This window comes from Vibrio sp. TRT 17S01 (assembly GCF_050113695.1).
Classification (GTDB): Bacteria; Pseudomonadota; Gammaproteobacteria; order Enterobacterales; family Vibrionaceae; genus Vibrio.
Genome location: NZ_JBNJOG010000006.1, coordinates 1 through 16463 on the forward strand (window position 1 = coordinate 1; position 16463 = coordinate 16463).

Here is a 16463-nt window from a genome sequence, read left to right on the forward strand (position 1 = left end):
TCTCGAGCTGGTTCGAGAATCATAATATCTGGCATTGGTTGGCTAACGTCCATATACCTTTGGATCATATTCCATAGTCTATGATATTCAGACACCATTTTATTGGTACCGATAAAATTATGTAGTGGAACGCCAACAGAGTATTCATGATAGCGATGAATTAGCATCAAGTTGTAGTTTAGATGCCCTTGCGGAGAAGGAGCAGAGATAAGGACACAGTCAAACTCGATAAATGGGTGTTCAAAACGCTTTTTATTGCCCTTTTTAAACAAAGTGACCATACCAGTTTGTCGATTCAACTCGAAAAGGATCTTACTTTTTAGGAAAGGGGCTAAAAAAAGATGTCCTAAACCAATTAATTTAAAATGCCCATAGATAAGTAGACACGGTAATAAACCATAAAGTGTTAGGTCATAGAAAAAAGGACCTCTTAACTCCCAACCTCCTTTGCCAAAAATAAGCGCAGCTAATTCCAATAGATAAAAGAGTGGTAAGAAAAAAAGCAGAATTCCTTTTATCATTGCAACTATAAAGAAGTATACCTGTGACCAGGCTGATAAAGTTTCGCAGGTTAACGTTTCTTCGTTCCAGAATATCGGTTTGTCGCGATTTTTTTCGAATGTTTTCATCGAGGATGGTTTTGTTTCTTTCGCTAGCGAGGTTGCAATACTGGTGTTTGCTTTAGTAAAACCGAAGCCTTGACCTTTAGTCAATACTTGGCGCAAAAAGCCTTGAGGAGGCTTTGGAGCCTGAGGTTCAAACTGTTCTGAGTTGTAAGCCATTTGATTTTTTCTTAAGAAGCAACGGGTTCGATTTCGTCCGAGAAAATGTTTATAGATGGTCCTGTAGCTGGTTGAGAACGTTGTTTTTCTTCAATTTGTTCTATCTTTTTCTCAAATTGCTCATCTGTCATATTACGCCAATATCTAGGATCACGATTAGTGGATTTATCATACGCAGCCGTGGTTGGGTCTTTCTCTCGAACCGGTTCGAGAATCATAATATCTGGCATTGGTTGGCTAACATCCATATACCTTTGGATCATATTCCATAGCCGATGATATTCAGACACAGTCTGGTTGGTACCGACGAAATTATGTAGAGGGACACCAACAGAGTATTCATAATAGCGATGAATAAGTACTAAATTGTAATTTAGATGCCCTTGTGGAGAAGGAGCAGAGATAAGGACACAGTCAAACTCGATAAATGGATGCTCAAAACGCTTTTTATTGCCCTTTTTAAACAAAGTGACCATGCCAGTTTGTCTATTCAGTTCGAAAAGTTTTTTACTTTTTAAGAAAGGGGCTAAGAACAAATACCCTCTATCAATCAGTTTAAAATGCCCATAGATAAGTAAGCACGGCAACAAACCATAAAGTGATAAGCCATAAAATAGCGGAGACATAGCTTCCCAGCCTTCTTCATCAATAGCTAACGTAAAAATTATTATAAGTAAATATGCAAACGGTAAGAAAAACAGCAGTCCCATTTTAGCCGAGCCTGCAATAAATAAATAAAACTGCGACCAGTTTGATAGTGTTTCACAAGTTAATGTCTCTTCATCCCAAAACATCGGCTTATCGTTGTTTTCTTCGAATGCCTTCATCGAAGACGGCTTAGTTTCTTTCGCCAACGAGGTCGCAATACTAGTGTTGGCTTTGCTAAATCCGAAAGTTTGACCTTTAGTCAATACTTGGCGCAGAAAGCCTTGAGGAGGCTTTGGGGTCTGAAGTTCAAATTGTTCTGAATTGTAAGCCATTTGATTTTTTCTTAAGAAGCAACGGGTTCGATTTCGTCCGAGAAAATGTTTATAGCTGGTCCTGTAGCTGGTTGAGAACGTTGTTTTTCTTCAATTTGTTCTATCTTTTTCTCAAACTGCTCATCTGTCATATTACGCCAATATCTAGGATCACGATTAGTGGATTTATCATACGCAGCAGTGGTTGGGTCTTTCTCTCGAGCTGGTTCGAGAATCATAATATCTGGCATTGGTTGGCTAACGTCCATATACCTTTGGATCATATTCCATAGTCTATGATATTCAGACACCATTTTATTGGTACCGATAAAATTATGTAGTGGAACGCCAACAGAGTATTCATGATAGCGATGAATTAGCATCAAGTTGTAGTTTAGATGCCCTTGTGGAGAAGGAGCAGAGATAAGGACACAGTCAAACTCGATAAATGGATGCTCAAAACGCTTTCTATTGCCCTTTTTAAACAAAGTGACCATACCAGTTTGTCGATTCAACTCGAAAAGGATCTTACTTTTTAAGAAAGGTGCTAAAAACAGATATCCTAAATCAACCAACCTAAAATGCCCGTAGATAAACGAGCACGGTAACAAGCCATAGAGTGTTAGATCATAAAATAAAGGTGCGCTAGAACTCCAGTCACCTTTGCCAAAGATAGCTGTAACAAAAAGCAGTAGATACCCAAGGGGTAAAAAAAACAGCAGTCCCATTTTAGCCATCCCCGCGATAAATAAATAAAGCTGAGACCAACTTGAAAGTATTTCACAAGTTAATGTTTTCTCATTCCAAAACATCGGCTTATCGTTGTTTTCTTCGAATGCCTTCATCGAAGACGGCTTAGTTTCTTTCGCCAACGAGGTCGCAATACTAGTGTTGGCTTTGCTAAAACCGAAATTTTGACCTTTAGTCAATACTTGGCGCAGAAAGCCTTGAGGAGGCTTTGGAGCCTGAAGTTCAAACTGTTCTGAGTTGTAAGCCATTTGATTTGCCTGCTTTTCAGTCATGTAAATTTATACAACTTCTGCAAATATATCTAATTCAGGACCTGTTTCTGGCTTGCCTTGTTGTTTGTTTCTGATTGCTTCGAGTGTCACTTTATACTCTTCTTCACTCATATCGCGCCAGTATCGTGGGTTTCGGCCAGTTTTCTTATCGTACTCAGCCGTTACGGGATCGAGGTGTCGAGATTCTTCAAGAATAAGGCAATCTGGCAAAGGTTGGGATATGTCCATATAACATAAGATCATATTCCAGATGCGATAATATTCTGAAACCGATTCATTCGGTGTTGCGAGTGAACTCAGTGGCACACCATGCATTGAGCCGTTATATCGATGTGCCAGCATTAGGCTGTAGTTCATCAACCCTTGCTGGCTTGGCATGCTCACTAAGACGCAATCAAATTCAACTATAGGGTGAGAGTAACGTACTTTGCCGTTACCTTTATATAGGGTAACCATGCCTGTTTTGCGATTAAGCGTAAATACCTTTTTTGTGGTCATAATCCAGGTCGGTGTCCAATACCCTCGATCCATTAGCTCTACTTGCAGCCAAAGAAAACTGGAAGGGAGGAATACCCATTTTAAAGCAGGTATAAACCCCGCATTGAAACCTTCTATAAAACTACTGTCGTGTATTAAACCACCAAGAATACAAACCAGTAAGTAAATGGGTAAAGCAAACCAGATACTAGCTTTACCTAATGCTGAAACAATGTAATAAAATTGAAACCAATGACTTGGTCTTTCCACCACTAACTCTTTGTGATTCCAAAACGGTTCAAGGTCTGGCTTTGTTTCACGTAACCTCTCGAGTAATCCTGGTTTATTTTCCGTATCCACTCTGGTACTAATTTCATTAGTAGGATTACTGAAAGGCAATTTTCGTGAGCCTGACTTTAGAAATTTCTTAAGTAGATTGTTATCACCACTTTCTGGCGATAAATGATATCGTTTTCTGCTGTTAAAGGCAGTGTCTTGATAATATTCGTGGTTCATTATTTATTCCTAAGAGCTCATCATATCGTCAGAATTCGCCCAATAATAGTTAGGGGTACTGATAAATAGGTCTTTTATAGAATCAATTTTCTTATCACCAAAATCTGGTTTATTAATGTCAATAACCCCTTCTTCAATATTTTGCTAGATTTCTGCATCAAAGTCTTTTGAGCATACAAGTAAACCTGCTCTACACCCGCTTGGTCTTCAAAGTTGATTTCGTTAAAGCCACTGCCTTGGTGGTGAACCTGAACCACTAACCAGTCTTGGTTTAATGCTGTGGCGCTCTTGCAAGTCAAACTTGTAACCGGACTGAAGCTGCGGGTGGTTGCTTTTCCCGGTTGCGGTATGGGCAATGACGGTAAGCTCACCGATATTGATGCAGATTTCGCAAAAGATCAGCTTCACAGCTTAATTAAAGGCAGCGACTTCTAGCCACAACTGATGAAGCTAAAAGCCCCTTTAAATAGCGATGAAAAACGCACTTAGTCACTAAGTGGCGGCTTTTTGAAGTTATGCGACGAGTTTTCTGAACGTTTTTAAGTTACCACCTGCAGCATAATGTGCTTCAGCCATTGCTTTTTGTTTACTTAATTCGGCACTTGGCTTAGCCCATTCTTCTTTGGGTAATGGTTTAGACCACTCATCGACGTCTTCAGGAAACTTTGCCATGGATATTTTGCTGTCCCACTCTGAAACCAAGTAAGGTAATTTCCAAAGGCATAAAATATTAAACACATAGTAGCCAAGCATATTAAAGTATGAGGCGGTAGGATCTGACATGCTCATCACAAATAAAGGTTTAGGTCCATTTTTAAACTTCTGCTTTATCTGGCGGCGATTTTCATCAAATGATTGTCGGTTTTCATCTTCTTCTTTTTGAGCCCAGAATTCGGGTTCTTCTTCCATATAGCAGCGGATAACCTCCCACGAGTGTTGCCCTTCTTCCATAATCCTTACTGGCCTTTTAAATATCCAGTAATCTTTACCTTCCAAGTCAGGTAAAGCGATTCCGAATGTGATATTTGAGACAATAGCACTGCCAGTGAAGCCTTTGTACATGGACACCCATGAGACGGTTTCTTCCCAAGGAACAATAGTTGGTGTTTTACTTCCTTCCTCGAAGTAACAGACCTCTCTGCGTTGTCGATTAAAACGAATTGGTTTCTGACGTGCTTTTTTAAATGACGAGCTAATAATGGTATAACAGCCCAATAGAGCAAATAGAAAGATCATTAGAAACACAACATATCCATCACCTTTTAATGCGAGCAGTATAGACTGACTAAAGCTCTCGTAATGTGTTTGAATCGCATTCGCATAAATGCACAAAGCTATCCCCATCGTTATGAAAGCAATCATTACGCAAAACAAAACGAACTGTACTTGAAAGGCTTTTCCGTGGTTGGATTGACCTATATCCATATAAGTCTCGTTGATTTCCAATATTTGATTCGACTCACCTAGGCCCCCAGAAAGAATTCTAGCTGAAGGCAATGGCTTAGGTGAAAAGAATAGCGCTTCTCCCAGAGGGTAAGTTCGTACCTCCCCTGCGAGAGGGCGTTGGTCATTTAAGTTAAAATCCTGCTGTTCACTTTGATTTTTGACGACGTTATAAGCAAGTTTTGTTTTCCAGTACTCTTCATCAACAGGACCAAAAGGCTGGTATGCAATGTAATCATCTCGAGAATAATTAATCGGAAACTTTTTAATTCTAGGATCATTACGTAATGAGAACAGCATATTCATTGCTTTGGCAACATCTTGTTCCCCATATATGGAAAGTATTTCTACTTCTCGTCTATCAGGCCCATCTTCCAAAATAAGAGCTAAGACCCAACGCAAACCAGTAAAACGCGACTGTCGAGAACCACTAAAACGCTGCTCTCGGCTAAAATCTACCTTAGATAAGCACCTTAATGGAAACTTTTCACAACTAGAAAAGAGTATCCTGTGATAAGTAAGCGTAATAGTCTTCGTTTCCAAGTTGACAATAATATTTTTTTAAATAGTCGGGCAAACTGTAAAAGAATTGAAGTAGAAAGAGCTATGATACTTAGGGGCAATGGAATGTCATTAAAGATAATCAAATCCCAAAATGAAACATAACCAAATAGAAGTAACGTTTTAAAAAGCATCCCTTTTTCTGTACGATATTCAAGATTTAATACTTTTTGGTCAAAATACCAATTAAACTTATGTTCCCAATTTGCGTACACGTACCAATAAAATAAGAAAAGAGCAATACCAACCGTCACTAATATTTTTATTACAATAGATATATCTTCCATAAATGTAAGGGACCTTCAATAGTTATCAAGAATCATCCAAAGTACTATTGGTATATTTTATCAGTGAATATCAAGGTATTGGCAATTACTTTAAACCATAAATTCCTTTTACCTTCAAAAATTTTTTCACTCCCTCACTCTCTGGGCAATAAGTTGCTCGAAATGGGCAAAATATTGCTCGAAATGGGCAAAATATTGCTCGAAATATGAAAATTAAAGGAAAATAAATATATCTATGATGTACGATGTATTGAAAGGTTGAGTAACATCAATAATACAAATAGAAAACCATTGCTAATACTTAATCTAGTTTCAATATCATGATATTGATAGAGGGCTACTAATAAAATATATTAAAAAAATCTTTTAATATTAATTAAAGATAACGAACACTATAAAAGTTTAAGATAGTAGCATTCAATTAACTATGTTTGCTGATTAGTGGACTCACATCCTTTTTCTACTATAACATGGATATTTTCTAGTTTACTTAATATCCATAATTCTGGAGGTAATTATTAATTTCATTCACAGATAAATACAAAGCTGAAATATAGGAGATCCAAAATTAGTTAATAAGCAGTTCTATCACAATAGCCAACTCATACATATTGCATTTTGTTACGACTACTGACAATAAAGTTTGACTAGGTTGACATTAGCTATCCGTTTTCAACCAAGGCAAAAACGCATCCATCGTATCTTGCAGTGCGTCCCCTGCTCCTTTTTGATACCCGTATATACGAATGCCAAAGATCACCATCATCAGTTGATAAGCATAGTGTTTTGCTTGTTCATCACTAAAGATACTTTGTAAGTGTTCCGCGTACGTTTTCTCGATCTCTTGTAGTTTTTCTGTCGCTAAAAACTGTAAGTCATCGTCTGACGCTGACAGTTCTAATTGCGCTTTAACTAAAAAACAACCGCAATATTGACTCTGCTCAGTCTGTTGAACCAAATCGTTCAAAATGAAAGTAATGGCGGATTGGATACCACCTTGCGTCGCAACTGCCTCATGAATATCCGCCACTGATTGCGCGGCATAATTTTCTAGAGCTAAACGAAACAAACCTTCCTTGCTGCCAAATTCATTGTACAAACTACCAGGCTTCAACCCTGTTGCCTTAGAGATGTGTTGGATACTGGTTGCCGAGTAACCATTTTTCCAAAACAAATCAGTAACCTGTGCAATTACTTCATCAATTGAATACTTCTTTTTTGCCATCACTCATCCCTCATTCAACTCTGAAAGCGATAATAACATTTTTGAACGATCATTCAAAAAGTATTTGACAGTTACTTTTATTGATCATATTTTGAATGGGCATTCAAAATCAAATTCAAAAGGAAACAACATGAAAAAACATGCACTAGCAACTCTGGGCGCACTTGCGTTAGCTATCTCTACCAACGTATTCGCTGCTGACCTAAACATTGTTCATCAGTTTGATAAACAAAACCCTCCAGGTAACATTGGCGTTTCAGAGTCTGGTCGTCTTTTTATGAGCAACCACCATTTTTATGGTGCCGACAACAAAATCGTAGAAATCAAAAATAACGGCAAAGTGGTGGCGTACCCAAATGAAGCATTCAGCCAAAGTCTAAACCCGGTATTAGGCGTTATCGTTGACAAAGAAGGTGTACTTTGGATGCTAGAAACGGCTGATGAAACGACTCACAACGGCCGTTTAATTGGTTGGGATACAAAGAAAAACCAACTGCACCAAATCGTTTACCTAGCAGCACCAGTCATTCCAGCAGACTCTTTCCTTAACGATTTAGCAGTCGATCGTGATAACGAAATGGTTTACATCACAGATACTGGCGCAGGTTACAACTCTGCACTGGTTGTGATTGACCTAAAAACTGGTATGGCGAAACGCGTATTGGAAGGCACTCAGTTTACTCAACCTGAAGACACCGATATTGTTATCAACGGCAAAACTGTCATGATGGGTGACGCACCTGCACGCATTGGCGTTAACCCAATCACACTAGATAGCAAAAACAAGTGGTTATACTTTGGTGCGATGAATGGTACTAAGCTATATCGCGTGAAAACGGATGATCTACGTAACGCAAAACTATCGAGTAAAGACCTAGAAAAACGTGTTGAAGTTTATGCGGATAAGCCGATGAGTGACGGTATCACTATCGATGAAAATGACAACGTTTACGTGACAGATCTTGAGAATAATGCGGTTGGTTATATCGGTAAAGATCGCCAGTACAAAATCTTGCACAACAACTCTGAATTACTAAGCTGGAGCGATGGTTTTGCAACAACAGCGAATGGCAAAATCTTTGTAACAGTAAACAAACTGCATAAATCGCCAGTACTGAACCAAAACAAAGACGAAAGCGGCAATCGCTACTACATTGTTGAATTCGATGCGCTAGCTGAAACAAAAGTTGGCCACTAAGTTCTACCAAATACACTGTCCATAACGAAAAGGGGCTGCTTACGCAGCCCCTTTTGTTGGTTGATTAACTAAATATCAACGCCTTAAGTGATGCTTCAGGATCAACATCAGTAAACTCCGGCGGATTCTCTAGCCGCTCACGGAAGGTTAGCTCTGGCGCTTCCTCTTTCATGCCTTCAATCAAAAACTCACTGCTTACCGCTGGCGAATTAACGCATGCCAATACTTGTCCCTCTGAAGACAATAGATCCGGTAGGCGACGTAAAATCTTTTTATAATCTTTCGTTAACGCAAAGCTTCCTTTTTGGAATGAAGGAGGATCAATGATCACCATGTCGTAAGGCCCAGCCTTTTTGATTTTGCCCCATGATTTAAAAATATCATGTGCTAAAAAACTAACCTGATTGAGATTATGCTCATTAAGGCGATGATTCTCTCGTCCTTTTGCCAAAGAGGCTTTTGCCATATCCACGTTCACCACGTTGTCGGCTCCGCCAGCAATAGCAGCCACAGAGAAACCACAGGTGTATGAAAATAAGTTGAGTACGTTTTTGTGTTTCGCGTTCGCCTTCACCCAATCTCGGCCAAATCGCATGTCCAAAAACAAACCAAAGTTTTGGTTTCGGCCAATATCGAGCTGATATTTTAAGTCACTTTCTACCACTACAGGTCGACTATTGAGCTCACCCCAAATCACTTCGGAGGGGGAGCCATCGGCATAGCGATGCTGCAATACAATGCTTACGCCTTGCTTTTGCTCCCAAACATCACTCTGAGCAAGGTATTCCAACCCTTGTTTAAGTACAGCGATAAAAGTGTCATCCACTTCTTTAAACAAGTTAACAATCAGTTGCCCTTGCAACCAGTCACAAGTCAGTTGCTCAAGACCTGGCCATTGACGACCTCGCCCATGAAATAAGCGACGCACTTCATCTGGAGCATTGACCAATTCATTGATCAAGTGTTGAAAAAAAACAGGCAACTTCTCTGCCTGCATTTGAGATTCAGTTATTTTTTGAGGTTCGGCCATGATAATTCCCATGGTTTAAGCCAATCAGAAATCCCCTGACTGACGGTTTCGTGATGCCATTTTTCGCCCAACGAGGCAAATTCACGTGGATCACAAACAAATTGATAAGACTGATTTAAGTAGGTAAAACCCAGAGCAAATGCATGAAGATAACCGCGATCCGCGCTACTTGCTGCGTTATAAATTGCATCACCAACAATTGGTGAACCTACCGACTTTAACGCAACACGAATTTGGTGTGTTTTACCTGTATGAGGTTTACATAAAAACAGCCGCTCGCCCGGCTCAGCTGCGGCTGAGAAAAATTGCGTGATAGCAGGGTTATTCTGGCTATTGACTAACTTCCATGATGATCTGCGCGAGCGTTCCATATCTCCACTCACTAAACCCTGCTTCTTCTTTGGCTTTTTACTCCCCAATGCCAAATAAAACTTCGAGACATCTCGCTGTGCAAAAGCCTGAGACAGAGCACTCGCAGCCGTAGAGTGACGTGCAAGCAGCAAGATCCCAGAAGTCATTTTGTCTAAGCGGTGGACCAGATAAAGTTGTGAGTCCCCTGTTTTACACGCGACTTCTTGTAGCAGCATGGTGTCGCCATCATCTTTATGGACAGATACATTAGGGTGTTTGTTGATGATGAGAAAATCATCATGAGTGAAAAGAATATCAAACATATCGCTGGCTCCGCTTTGGAGGCAGAAGTATACCTGTTCCAAACGCGAAAGCCAGCTTAGGGAGAAGGTTAGCTCAGTTTGAACTTACCAATGAGCTGTTCAAGCTCTGCTACTTTATTATTTAGACCATCAACACTCTCAGAGCTGCTGTTTGCCAATTGCAGTGAACGAACTGAGATGTCACTGATGGCGGTAATATCCGACGCGATCTCTTTGGTTACAGCGGTTTGTTCTTCCGCAGCTGTCGCAATTGAATTCACCATTGCCTGAACATTTGCTGCACCAGACACAATTTCATCCAACGCATTAACAGCACCGGTACTTTGACTAACACCAACTTCTACCAAGCGGCAGTTTTCATCGGTATAAGTGACCGCTTCCTGCGTACCAGACTGGATAGACTGGATAATGCCACCGACTTCTTGCGTCGCTTTGGTTGTTCGCTCAGCAAGAGCGCGCACTTCATCCGCAACCACAGCGAAACCTCGACCGGCTTCCCCTGCACGAGCCGCTTCAATTGCAGCATTTAGGGCCAGCAAGTTTGTTTGCTCCGCAATCTCTTCAATGACCTTGATGACACTGCCAATCTGCTCACCATGAGCACCAAGTTCATTCATCTGCCCGGACATTTCGCCCATTTGAATGGAAACTTGTTGAATACTTCCAACCATATCTGAGATGACGCTACGCCCTTGAGTCGCTGACTCTTCAGAACGGCGCGCTTCTTCAAATGTGGAGTTACCTTGTTGTGCAACTTCTGAGATAGTTAGGCTTAGTTCTTCGGCTGCGGTTGCAATGAGGCTGGCTTTATCCGCTTGTGAAGAGGCACCTGAAACAATATCTTGGCTGACAGTTGATAATTCATTGGTGACCACTTTCACTTCAGAAGTGACATTGGACATTGAACTGATAAGACTGACCAGAGAGCTTTGCATGCGATTCACTGAAGAAGCAAGGTTTGCCAATTCATCACCAGACTTATCATCGATATCTTCTGCCGTTAAATCCCCTTCAGCCACACGTTGAGCAACAGAATCTAAGTGACTTAAGCGGTTGGTAATTGACTTTGACAACGCTAGCGCAATACCGACTGACAGCGCAATTGCTATTGCAGTCATCACATAAATTGAGTTTTCAATCGAATTAAAAGATGTCATTAAGGTATCAAATGCTTCATCTGTATCTTGACGTTCAGATGCAGAGGTTTTATCAAGCATGTCTTCAATTGAAACTAAGTAAACCTCATATAAGTCGCGCAAATTTTGCACGCTAAGCGACATATCGTAATCCCCTTTTAGCTTCGGCACGATATCTCGCTCAAACTCTGACGCAAAGTTCGCCATCAGCTTTTCAATTTCAAGCAGGTTTCGATAATCTTCTTTTCCTGGAGTTTCAAGCTTTTTCACATTCTCCAAGGTGTTGGCAAATTCTGCTTTACTCGATTGGTAATCTGAAGCCGCCCCCGCCACGCCATTCACCATACCCATCGCATCACGGAAAACATCACCGGTGTCATCAATCAAAAATAGGTAATACATGCTCTCAGGAACATCATCAGAACGAAGCTCTTCTGCAACTCGATAGGAGCCCATGACTTCTAACCAGATCATCGTCACCATTGCTCCCATGATCAACACAATACCGCCAAAACCGGCATACAACTTTTTACGTACCGATAACTTCATTCAAATACCTGCTTCTTTTTTTAGATTGTTGTTACAAAACATGTATCGGCCATACTGTAAAAACATTTAATATAATTTAATATTAATTAACGCCTTGCATAAAAAAACCTCCCATTTGGGAGGTTTTGTTTTACATATTCTTTCTAAATGATTGAGAAAATGAAGACGGCCATAATAGCTACCGGACATATCACTCGAACATACCATGGCCAAATTTTCCAGAATAGGCCTTGTTCGATTTCAGGGTTGCCTTCTTTAAGCTCATTAAGCAGTTTATTGCGATTCCAGATCCAGCCAACGACAATCGCCCAAATCACACCTAGCAATGGCTGCATGTACACGGTTGAGATGTCAGCAATCAAACCGAATAGCGCGCCAAAATTGAGCGAGATTACGATACTCAGAACTAAGATAACCCCACCAATCACCCATGTTGCTTTGGTACGCTCCATCTTTAGCTCATCTTGAGCGCAAGAAACAGGAACTTCTAACAATGAAATGGAAGATGTCAGTGCCGCAATGACCATCAGAACAAAGAAACCTGTGCCAATGATGACACCAACGCCACCCATGGTGTGGAACATGGAAGGTAAAACAGCAAATACCAAATCACCAGAGCTCATCAGCTGGCCTGCGTCATTAAAGATTTCTACACCATTGTTTTTCGCAACAAACATCGCAGGCAAAATAAGAAGACCTGCCGCTAATGCAACACCGGTATCAATCGCAGCAACTTGTCCTGCCGTCTTTGGAAGATTGACGTCTTTTTTAAGGTAAGAGCCATAAACCATCATCGAGCCCACACCAAGAGAGAGTGAGAAGAAGGCCTGCCCCATCGCGTCCACAAGTAGCGACGGTGTCACCTGAGAAAAATCAGGGACAAGGTACATTTTCAAGCCTTCCATTGCGCCATCTTGGGTGAAGATATAAATGATCATCACTCCAAATAGCACAAACAGCATTGGCATCAGGCGACTTGACCATTTCTCGATACCATCAGCTACGCCATTTTTAACCACGTAGATAGTGAGCACAGAAAACAGAGTCGCTAGTAGCACATTTCGTGCACCACTAAAATTTACCAACCAGTCAGCCGCGCTTTGCAGGCCAACCACTTCTAATGTTGGCGCTGCGGCAAAACCCATTAACCAGCCTGCTAAAATAGAGTAGAAACTTAGGATTAATGACGCAGCAACCATTGCGATTACCCCAAAAAATCCAGCCGCAGCACGATTTTTTGTCCATACGGATTTGAGAGATGCGATAGGGTTTGATTGACCATGACGACCGATAGTCAGTTCAGCAACCAGCATTGGGAATGCTAATAAAAATACCATTGCAAGGTAGATAACCAAAAATGCCGCACCACCATTGCTCGCGGCTTTCGTTGGAAATCCCCAAACGTTTCCTAATCCGACAGCAGATCCCGCTGCCGCCATAATAAAACCGATTCTCGATGAGAAATGGCCTCTTGCATTACTTGCCATAATTATTATTACCGATGTTGAGTTTTTAGGTAGGCGTCAGAAGGCTTAGGTGTACATAATTATGTACACTATAAAAAAGTTTAAGTGACACCGCACAGGTAGCAAGTAAAACAGTTTGAAATTACAATTGGAACCCCAAATAGTGTATTTTTCTAATATTGGTGCTATCGCACAGTTTAAATGGTCAAACCTTAACCAAACAAACAACTTTTACACCACCCCTTCACACTCAGGCAACATTTAGACCTGTTTCATTCGCCACTTTTTTCACATTCATTTCATTTGTGTATTCCGCTCGTCATGGATTGGCAGTACTATCTAAGCGATTAAGTTCATACAGGATTATGCATGGAAAAGTTCTACCAATTTCTTACATTAGCAAGCATCGTGCTCTACTGGCTGCTGGTTGCAGGTGTAACTTTACGTGTAGTTCTAAAGCGTCGAGCCGTTAGCGTTTCACTCGCTTGGTTGATGATCATCTATATCATCCCGATTGTCGGCGTAGCCTGCTATTTTCTGTTTGGAGAGCTGAATTTAGGTAGGAAGCGGGCAGAACGGGCGAAAGAGATGTTTACGCCTTTTGAAAAATGGTTTTCACAACTGAATGATTGCCATGCCCACTCACCGGAAACTTTTGGCCAGCACATTTCTCGCATCGACGAGCTGTGTAACAACCGCTTAGGGTTACCAGCATTAAGTGGTAATACGCTGTCATTACAAAGTTCACCACAAGATATCCTCCATTCAGTGATCGAAGATATCGAAGCCGCCCAATCAAGCATTCGGATGGTGTTTTATATCTGGCATCCCGGAGGCCTAGCCGATTCCGTTGCATCCGCACTTATCCGTGCCTCTAAACGCGGTGTAGATGTAAAACTCTTGTTAGATTCAGCAGGCAGCCCACGCTTTTTCCGCAGCCATTGGCACCAAATGATGAAAAGCGCAGGTATAGAAGTACTGCAAGCATTAGAGGTAAGTCCATGGCGTATCTTTCTACGCCGGTTGGATCTTCGCCAGCACCGAAAAATCATCGTAATCGATGATAAAGTCGCCTATACGGGTTCGATGAACATGGTCGACCCTGCGTTCTTCAAACAAGAGTCTGGAGTTGGTCAGTGGATTGATATCATGGTTCGTGTTACCGGCCCAACGGTCAACGTGCTTTCTGCGATTCATTGCTGGGACTGGGAGGTCGAAACAGGCTCTCGTACCATGCCTCAATTGCCTGAATGTCAAATTGACCCGAATGAACCGCAACACCCTATCCAAGTTGTCCCATCCGGACCGGGCATGCCTGAGCATTTGATTTCTCAAGTGCTGACGTTGGCGATCAACCAAGCGAATCAATCGGTCAGGATCACTACCCCTTATTTCGTACCCAGTTCAGATCTGTTAGAAACATTAAAGCTAACTGCTCAAAGAGGTATCACAGTAGAGCTTATCATCCCCCAGAAAAATGATTCGATGATGGTGCAATGGGCATCACGAGCATTTTACACCGAACTTATGGAAGCTGGCGTTAAGATCTTTGAATTTTACGGTGGCCTACTACATACCAAATCTGTCGTGATTGATGAACAATTCTGCTTAGTCGGGACTGTGAATATGGACATGCGGAGTTTGTGGCTCAACTTTGAACTTACGCTCGCCGTCGACGACGAAGCATTTACTAAAGAAATGTACTGGCTCCAACAGAGCTATATCGAGCAATCCATCGAGATCCAGTTGAGTAACTGGCAGCAACGTTCACTGTATTCACGCTTTCTTGAACGAGTTTTCTACTTGTTCAACCCGCTGCTCTAAAGGCTTCAGGCATCATCAGGAATTTGAGGCTTTTTGTCCTTGAATTTCTCCCTATAGCGTGTTTTAAATAGATCAAAATGTTATCAGACAAGGATTTCTTATGTCGGAAGGCAAAAAAACCAAGTTAGTTACTGCTGGCCGCTCTAAAAAATGGACGAACGGGGTGGTTAATCCACCCGTGCAACGCGCATCAACTGTGGTTTTTGAAACGGTTGCAGAAAAAAATCATGCGACAATCAATCGTGCAAATAAAACCCTGTTTTATGGACGCCGTGGCACCAATACCCATTTTGCATTCCAAGATGCGATGGTAGAAATCGAAGGTGGCGTAGGCTGTGCCTTATACCCATGTGGTACTGCCGCCATTTCTAACGCGCTTCTCTCGTTTGTAGAGTCTGGTGATCACATTTTAATGGTTGATACTTGCTACGAACCTACTCGTGATTTTTGCGACAAAATTTTGAAAAAAATGGGCGTAGAGACGACTTACTACAACCCTATTCTTGGTGAAGAGATTCGCGACTTAATCCAACCCAATACAAAAGTGTTGTTTCTCGAATCACCAGGCTCCATCACCATGGAAGTACAAGATGTGCCAACACTTTCACGAATTGCTCACGAGCACGACATGATAGTCATATTGGACAATACGTGGGGAGCGGGTGTTAATTTTTCTCCATTTGAGTTCGGCGTTGATATCTCTATCCAAGCTGCGACCAAGTATATTGTTGGTCATTCTGATGTCATGTTGGGTACCGCTGTCGCAAATGATAAGTGCTGGGATCAACTGCGAGAGCAGAGCTATTTGATGGGGCAATGCGTCTCTCCAGACGATGCTTATCAAGGTTTGCGCGGCCTTCGCACGATGGATGTAAGACTCAGACAACATGCAGAAAATAGCCTAAAGGTTGCACAATGGCTGCAGTCTCGCCCCGAAGTCGATCACGTTCGACATCCTGCATTAGAAACTTGCCCTGGTCATGAATTCTTCAAGCGTGATTTTACAGGCGGAAACGGGTTGTTCTCATTCGTACTAAAAACAAGCTACCCTCGCGCGACGACAGCCTTACTAGATGGTATGAAACACTTCAGTATGGGATACTCGTGGGGCGGTTTTGAAAGTCTTATTCTCGCCAATGAACCAAAGAGCTTTAACAGCTTAAGAACCGTAGCAAACCCAAACTTTGACGGAACGCTTATCCGCTTACACATCGGTTTAGAAGATATTGACGACCTGATTCAAGATCTCGAAGCAGGCTTTAAGCGTTACAACTCAATGCTTCAAGAGCAATAATACAAAAATAGGAGCTTTCA

14 protein-coding genes and 1 pseudogene are annotated in these 16463 nt (G+C 41.5%); 4 read left to right on the forward strand and 11 right to left on the reverse strand.

Translation table 11 applies throughout. From position 1 onward, the window contains the following. The 5 genes and pseudogenes from ACQEXS_RS10950 to ACQEXS_RS10970 all read right to left on the reverse strand — a co-directional run. Nucleotides 1–782: hypothetical protein (locus ACQEXS_RS10950; RefSeq protein ID WP_427013853.1), on the reverse strand; the 782-nt coding region annotated here is incomplete at its 3' end. Between the two features lie 11 nt (nucleotides 783–793). Further along, nucleotides 794–1762, reverse strand: coding sequence for a hypothetical protein (locus tag ACQEXS_RS10955; protein WP_427013854.1), 969 nt, complete (start codon nucleotides 1760–1762; stop codon nucleotides 794–796). Between the two features lie 11 nt (nucleotides 1763–1773). Further along, nucleotides 1774–2739 (reverse strand): hypothetical protein, encoded by a 966-nt coding sequence (locus tag ACQEXS_RS10960; RefSeq protein WP_427013855.1) that lies wholly within the window; start codon nucleotides 2737–2739, stop codon nucleotides 1774–1776. A gap of 30 nt (nucleotides 2740–2769) precedes the next feature. Further along, a complete protein-coding gene (locus ACQEXS_RS10965; RefSeq protein ID WP_427013856.1) occupies nucleotides 2770–3756 on the reverse strand; it encodes a hypothetical protein in 987 nt (328 codons plus the stop codon). 164 nt (nucleotides 3757–3920) lie between these two features. Further along, nucleotides 3921–3998, reverse strand: a pseudogene (locus ACQEXS_RS10970) (bacteriophage T4 gp5 trimerisation domain-containing protein); the annotation flags it as partial. A gap of 46 nt (nucleotides 3999–4044) precedes the next feature. Here ACQEXS_RS10970 and ACQEXS_RS10975 point away from each other — a divergent pair. After that, on the forward strand, nucleotides 4045–4191 hold the full coding sequence (locus tag ACQEXS_RS10975) for a hypothetical protein (RefSeq protein ID WP_427013857.1): 147 nt from the start codon (nucleotides 4045–4047) through the stop codon (nucleotides 4189–4191). 78 nt (nucleotides 4192–4269) lie between these two features. Here the strand turns inward: ACQEXS_RS10975 and ACQEXS_RS10980 are convergent, their stop codons facing one another. Further along, a complete protein-coding gene (locus tag ACQEXS_RS10980) occupies nucleotides 4270–5601 on the reverse strand; it encodes a hypothetical protein (RefSeq protein ID WP_427013858.1) in 1332 nt (443 codons plus the stop codon). Nucleotides 5602–6705: 1104 nt separating this feature from the next. Then, nucleotides 6706–7272, reverse strand: a complete 567-nt coding sequence (locus ACQEXS_RS10985; protein WP_427013859.1) for a TetR/AcrR family transcriptional regulator — start codon at nucleotides 7270–7272, stop codon at nucleotides 6706–6708. Between the two features lie 130 nt (nucleotides 7273–7402). Between ACQEXS_RS10985 and ACQEXS_RS10990 the strand changes: the two genes are divergently transcribed. Next, nucleotides 7403–8470: an L-dopachrome tautomerase-related protein gene (locus ACQEXS_RS10990; protein WP_427009360.1), complete on the forward strand. Its 1068-nt coding sequence runs from the start codon at nucleotides 7403–7405 to the stop codon at nucleotides 8468–8470. A gap of 64 nt (nucleotides 8471–8534) precedes the next feature. Here the strand turns inward: ACQEXS_RS10990 and ACQEXS_RS10995 are convergent, their stop codons facing one another. The 4 genes from ACQEXS_RS10995 to ACQEXS_RS11010 form a co-directional block, all read right to left on the reverse strand. Continuing rightward, complete coding sequence (locus ACQEXS_RS10995; RefSeq protein ID WP_427014011.1) at nucleotides 8535–9467, reverse strand: class I SAM-dependent methyltransferase; 933 nt, start codon at nucleotides 9465–9467, stop codon at nucleotides 8535–8537. An 11-nt stretch (nucleotides 9468–9478) separates the two neighbouring features. Then, nucleotides 9479–10174, reverse strand: coding sequence for a TIGR01621 family pseudouridine synthase (locus tag ACQEXS_RS11000; protein WP_427013860.1), 696 nt, complete (start codon nucleotides 10172–10174; stop codon nucleotides 9479–9481). A 68-nt stretch (nucleotides 10175–10242) separates the two neighbouring features. Continuing rightward, the gene (locus ACQEXS_RS11005) at nucleotides 10243–11859 is read right to left on the reverse strand and encodes a methyl-accepting chemotaxis protein (protein ID WP_427013861.1); all 1617 of its coding nucleotides are present in this window, start codon (nucleotides 11857–11859) and stop codon (nucleotides 10243–10245) included. A gap of 143 nt (nucleotides 11860–12002) precedes the next feature. Then, nucleotides 12003–13346: a sodium-dependent transporter gene (locus ACQEXS_RS11010; protein ID WP_367986674.1), complete on the reverse strand. Its 1344-nt coding sequence runs from the start codon at nucleotides 13344–13346 to the stop codon at nucleotides 12003–12005. A 348-nt stretch (nucleotides 13347–13694) separates the two neighbouring features. On the opposite strand from ACQEXS_RS11010, the gene cls reads away from it, so the two are divergent. Beyond that, a complete protein-coding gene (cls, locus tag ACQEXS_RS11015) occupies nucleotides 13695–15149 on the forward strand; it encodes a cardiolipin synthase (RefSeq protein ID WP_427013862.1) in 1455 nt (484 codons plus the stop codon). A gap of 100 nt (nucleotides 15150–15249) precedes the next feature. Next, the gene (locus tag ACQEXS_RS11020) at nucleotides 15250–16443 is read left to right on the forward strand and encodes a cystathionine beta-lyase (RefSeq protein ID WP_367986676.1); all 1194 of its coding nucleotides are present in this window, start codon (nucleotides 15250–15252) and stop codon (nucleotides 16441–16443) included. Nucleotides 16444–16463 lie beyond the last annotated feature (20 nt).

What these genes read in the sequence shown, in the direction of transcription:
- ACQEXS_RS10955 (WP_427013854.1), bottom strand. Translation starts at nt 1,762, where the DNA reads ATGGCTTACAATTCAGAACAATTTGAACTTCAGACCCCAAAGCCTCCT.
- ACQEXS_RS10960 (WP_427013855.1), bottom strand. Translation starts at nt 2,739, where the DNA reads ATGGCTTACAACTCAGAACAGTTTGAACTTCAGGCTCCAAAGCCTCCT.
- ACQEXS_RS10965 (WP_427013856.1), bottom strand. Translation starts at nt 3,756, where the DNA reads ATGAACCACGAATATTATCAAGACACTGCCTTTAACAGCAGAAAACGA.
- ACQEXS_RS10985 (WP_427013859.1), bottom strand. Translation starts at nt 7,272, where the DNA reads ATGGCAAAAAAGAAGTATTCAATTGATGAAGTAATTGCACAGGTTACT.
- ACQEXS_RS10990 (WP_427009360.1), top strand. Translation starts at nt 7,403, where the DNA reads ATGAAAAAACATGCACTAGCAACTCTGGGCGCACTTGCGTTAGCTATC.
- ACQEXS_RS10995 (WP_427014011.1), bottom strand. Translation starts at nt 9,467, where the DNA reads ATGCAGGCAGAGAAGTTGCCTGTTTTTTTTCAACACTTGATCAATGAA.
- ACQEXS_RS11000 (WP_427013860.1), bottom strand. Translation starts at nt 10,174, where the DNA reads ATGTTTGATATTCTTTTCACTCATGATGATTTTCTCATCATCAACAAA.
- ACQEXS_RS11005 (WP_427013861.1), bottom strand. Translation starts at nt 11,859, where the DNA reads ATGAAGTTATCGGTACGTAAAAAGTTGTATGCCGGTTTTGGCGGTATT.
- ACQEXS_RS11010 (WP_367986674.1), bottom strand. Translation starts at nt 13,346, where the DNA reads ATGGCAAGTAATGCAAGAGGCCATTTCTCATCGAGAATCGGTTTTATT.
- cls (WP_427013862.1), top strand. Translation starts at nt 13,695, where the DNA reads ATGGAAAAGTTCTACCAATTTCTTACATTAGCAAGCATCGTGCTCTAC.
- ACQEXS_RS11020 (WP_367986676.1), top strand. Translation starts at nt 15,250, where the DNA reads ATGTCGGAAGGCAAAAAAACCAAGTTAGTTACTGCTGGCCGCTCTAAA.